This window comes from Peptoniphilus grossensis, assembly GCF_001940285.1.
GTDB classification, from domain to species: domain Bacteria; phylum Bacillota; class Clostridia; order Tissierellales; family Peptoniphilaceae; genus Peptoniphilus_A; species Peptoniphilus_A faecalis.
Window position 1 is genome coordinate 1 of the sequence record NZ_MJIH01000002.1, and the last position, 3,419, is coordinate 3,419.

General features: G+C 28.7%; 8 protein-coding genes. 4 read left to right on the forward strand and 4 right to left on the reverse strand.

The window, feature by feature from the left end; translation table 11 throughout:
• Positions 1–29 precede the first annotated feature (29 nt).
• The 4 genes from BIV18_RS11060 (at position 30) to BIV18_RS09520 (ending at position 1,284) form a co-directional block, all read left to right on the forward strand.
• Entirely contained in the window at positions 30–98 is a 69-nt protein-coding gene (locus tag BIV18_RS11060; protein WP_235860848.1) for a hypothetical protein, read from the forward strand.
• Between the two features lie 224 nt (positions 99–322).
• Positions 323–478, forward strand: coding sequence for a hypothetical protein (locus BIV18_RS11065; protein WP_235860846.1), 156 nt, complete (start codon positions 323–325; stop codon positions 476–478).
• A gap of 25 nt (positions 479–503) precedes the next feature.
• Complete coding sequence (locus BIV18_RS11315) at positions 504–638, forward strand: citrate lyase holo-[acyl-carrier protein] synthase (protein WP_268875196.1); 135 nt, start codon at positions 504–506, stop codon at positions 636–638.
• A gap of 436 nt (positions 639–1,074) precedes the next feature.
• Entirely contained in the window at positions 1,075–1,284 is a 210-nt protein-coding gene (locus tag BIV18_RS09520; protein WP_075660417.1) for a hypothetical protein, read from the forward strand.
• Between the two features lie 417 nt (positions 1,285–1,701).
• On the opposite strand, the gene BIV18_RS09525 is transcribed toward BIV18_RS09520, so the two are convergent.
• The 4 genes from BIV18_RS09525 to BIV18_RS09535 all read right to left on the reverse strand — a co-directional run bounded on the left by BIV18_RS09525 (position 1,702) and on the right by BIV18_RS09535 (position 3,372).
• Entirely contained in the window at positions 1,702–2,238 is a 537-nt protein-coding gene (locus BIV18_RS09525) for an isocitrate/isopropylmalate family dehydrogenase (RefSeq protein WP_075660418.1), read from the reverse strand.
• 431 nt (positions 2,239–2,669) lie between these two features.
• Complete coding sequence (locus BIV18_RS11320) at positions 2,670–2,921, reverse strand: citrate lyase holo-[acyl-carrier protein] synthase (protein WP_268875194.1); 252 nt, start codon at positions 2,919–2,921, stop codon at positions 2,670–2,672.
• Positions 2,922–3,006: 85 nt separating this feature from the next.
• Positions 3,007–3,183 carry a citrate lyase holo-[acyl-carrier protein] synthase gene (locus BIV18_RS11325; protein WP_268875195.1) on the reverse strand — a complete coding sequence of 59 codons (177 nt, stop codon included), beginning with the start codon at positions 3,181–3,183 and terminating at the stop codon, positions 3,007–3,009.
• 3 nt (positions 3,184–3,186) lie between these two features.
• Complete coding sequence (locus BIV18_RS09535) at positions 3,187–3,372, reverse strand: nucleotidyl transferase family protein (RefSeq protein ID WP_235860847.1); 186 nt, start codon at positions 3,370–3,372, stop codon at positions 3,187–3,189.
• Positions 3,373–3,419 lie beyond the last annotated feature (47 nt).

Sequence of the window (3,419 nt, forward strand, 5' to 3'; positions counted from 1 at the left end):
GTGATGAAGAAGTAATCTCTGCATCAAAGGTGAGGAAACTTCTAAAGGAAAAAAAATTTCAAGAAGCCTATAAGTATTTGCCAGCTGCTACACAATAAAGGCATTGAAATCAGATGAAGGGCAGAAAATAATAAATGAAAGACTCTAAAATAGTTCGCATGCAAAAAATGCTTGATGCAAAGGAAAAAATATTATAAAATAAAGGCTCTGACGGAAAAATTAACTCCCAGTGCTTTCCTTTATGCTAAATATTCCGGCGAAGAAAAAAACTTTAAGGAAGCAGTAAAATTTCATAGAGATTATATAGAAAAAATAAAAAAATTTGCAAGAAAATAGCATCAGCATTCTTGAAGAAGAATACAATAATCTAAGGACGGGAATGGAGTATATTGCTGCCATCGATTGTAATGGAAAATTTGTAAAGAAAAGGATGATAGATCTTGAAGAAAAAAATCTTGGAGAAGACTTCTTGATATAGATATTTATGACAAAGATTTTAACAAATTTCAAGATCAAGCTTAGGACTTTCCGAGAGAAGGTGCATAATTTGCGGGGATGTGGCAAGGACTTGTATAAAAGAAGAAAGGCATAGTATAGAAGAACTTGAAGAGAAAGTGCTAGAAATTTTAAAACTTTAATTTAAAGAGTTACACTTAAAGATAATACGACCTTGGAAAAATTTAATAAAATGTTATTGTAAAGGATTTGTTTTAATGCAGATGGCAAATAAGCTTTTGCAAGAAATATTTTGATTAATATATGCTTTGTTATAATCAATTTTATGAAAAAAGTTTTTTGTAGTATTTAATAAATCAAAAACTTTTTAAATACTATAAGAGAATCATCCTACATCTTTTAACTTTTTTAATTTTAGCATATATTTTCTTTTTAATAGATTTTTACATAGGGTGAGGCTATATCAAAACTTGTTTTTTGATATTAGTCTTATATAAAAGCTTTTGATAGAATTTTATAAGAGGTGAATATATTGGCAAAAATTAAAATGAAAAATCCAATCGTAGAAATGGATGGAGACGAGATGACGAGAGTCATCTGGAAAGATATAAAAAAGAATTGCTTGAACCATATATTGATTTAAATCTTGATTATTATGATCTATCGATAGAAAACAGAAACAATACTTATGATGAAGTAACAATTGATTCGGCAAAAGCTGTCGCTAGGCATCACATAGGCGTTAAATGTGCAACGATTACAGCAAATGAAGATAGAGTAAAAGAATTCAATTTAAATAAAATCTACCTTCTCCAAATGCTACAATAAGAGCATATCTTGATGGTGTAATGTTTTAGAGAACCCATTATTTTTGATTGTTTAGACATTTTAATCCCTACTTGGAAAGAGCCAATAGCAATAGCAAGGCATTCCTTTGGAGATATATATGTTTCAAAAGCTTTAAATGTAAAAAAGGCGATGATTAACAGTTTCAATTAATGGAGAAGACAAATATTCTTATAAACCTGATTATGACGCTATTTTTTTAACTCAATATAATAAAGTTAAGTCAATCGAAGATTTTGCTCATGTATCCTTCAAATACGCTATTTCTAAAAACATGAATTTAATTTTTTCAACTAAGGATACTGTAGTTTTAGGATACGATTCTGTTTTTCAACTCATCTTTGTATTCTTTATAAGTTTCATTAAATAATTTCTTTAAAACAGAATCGTATCCTAAAACTACAGTATCCTTAGTTGAAAAATTAAATTCATGTTTTTAGAAATAGCGTATTTGAAGGATACATGAGCAAAATCTTCGATTGACTTAACTTTATTATATTGAGTTAAAAAAATAGCGTCATAATCAGGTTTATAAGAATATTTGTCTTCTCCATTAATTGAAACTGTTAATTCATCGCCTTTTTTTACATTTAAAGCTTTTGAAACATATATATCTCCAAAGGAATGCCTTGCTATTGCTATTGGCTCTTTCCAAGTAGGGATTAAAATGTCTAAACAATCAAAAATAATGGGTTCTCTAAACATTACACCATCAAGATATGCTCTTATTGTAGCATTTGGAGAAGGGTAGATTTTATTTAAATTGAATTCTTTTACTCTATCTTCATTTGCTGTAATCGTTGCACATTTAACGCCTATGTGATGCCTAGCGACAGCTTTTGCCGAATCAATTGTTACTTCATCATAAGTATTGTTTCTGTTTTCTATCGATAGATCATAATAATCAAGATTTAAATCAATATATGGTTCAAGCAATTCTTTTTTATATCTTTCCAGATGACTCTCGTCATCTCGTCTCCATCCATTTCTACGATTGGATTTTTCATTTTAATTTTTGCCATATATTCACCTCTTATAAAATTCTATCAAAAGCTTTTATATAAGACTAATATCAAAAACAAGTTTTGATATAGCCTCACCCTATGTAAAATCTATTAAAAAGAAAATATATGCTAAAATTAAAAAGTTAAAAGATGTAGGATGATTCTCTTATAGTATTTAAAAAGTTTTTGATTTATTAAATACTACAAAAACTTTTTTCATAAAATTGATTATAACAAAGCATATATTAATCAAAATATTTCTTGCAAAAGCTTATTTGCCATCTGCATTAAAACAAATCCTTTACAATAACATTTTATTAAATTTTTCCAAGGTCGTATTATCTTTAAGTGTAACTCTTTAAATTAAAGTTTTAAAATTTCTAGCACTTTCTCTTCAAGTTCTTCTATACTATGCTTTCTTCTTTTATACAAGTCCTTGCCACATCCCCGCAAATTATGCCACCTTCTCTCGGAAAGTCCTAAGCTTGATCTTGAAATTTGTGTAAAATCTTTGTCATAAATATCTATATCAAGAAGTCTTCCTCCAAGATTTTTTTCTTCAAGATCTATCATCCTTTTCTTTACAAATTTTCCATTACAATCGATGGCAGCCAATATACTCCATTCCCGTCCTTAGATTATTGTATTCTTCTTCAAGAATGCTGATGCTATTTTCTTGCAAAATTTTTTTTTATTTTTTCTATATATCTCTATGAAATTTTACTGCTTCCTTAAAGTTTTTTTCTTCGCCGGGAATATTTAGCATAAAGGAAAGCACTGGGGAGTTAAATTTTTCCGTCAGAGCCTTTATTTTATAATATCTTTTTTCCTTTGCATCAAGCATTTTTTGCATGCGAACTATTTTAGAGTCTTTCATTTATTATTTCTGCCCTTCATCTGATTTCAATGCCTTTATTGTAGCAGCTGGCAAATACTTATAGGCTTCTTGAAATTTTTTTTCCTTTAGAAGTTTCCTCACCTTTGATGCAGAGATTACTTCTTCATCACTTTTTAACCTCTCGATTTCCACTAACTCAACTCCATAATTTGGCAAAATTTTTTTCATAGTCTCGTTATAATTTTAGTTACAATGTCTATGTCTTCTGTTCCCAC

What these genes read in the sequence shown, in the direction of transcription:
- BIV18_RS11325 (WP_268875195.1), bottom strand. Translation starts at nt 3,183, where the DNA reads ATGAAAGACTCTAAAATAGTTCGCATGCAAAAAATGCTTGATGCAAAG.
- BIV18_RS09535 (WP_235860847.1), bottom strand. Translation starts at nt 3,372, where the DNA reads ATGAAAAAAATTTTGCCAAATTATGGAGTTGAGTTAGTGGAAATCGAG.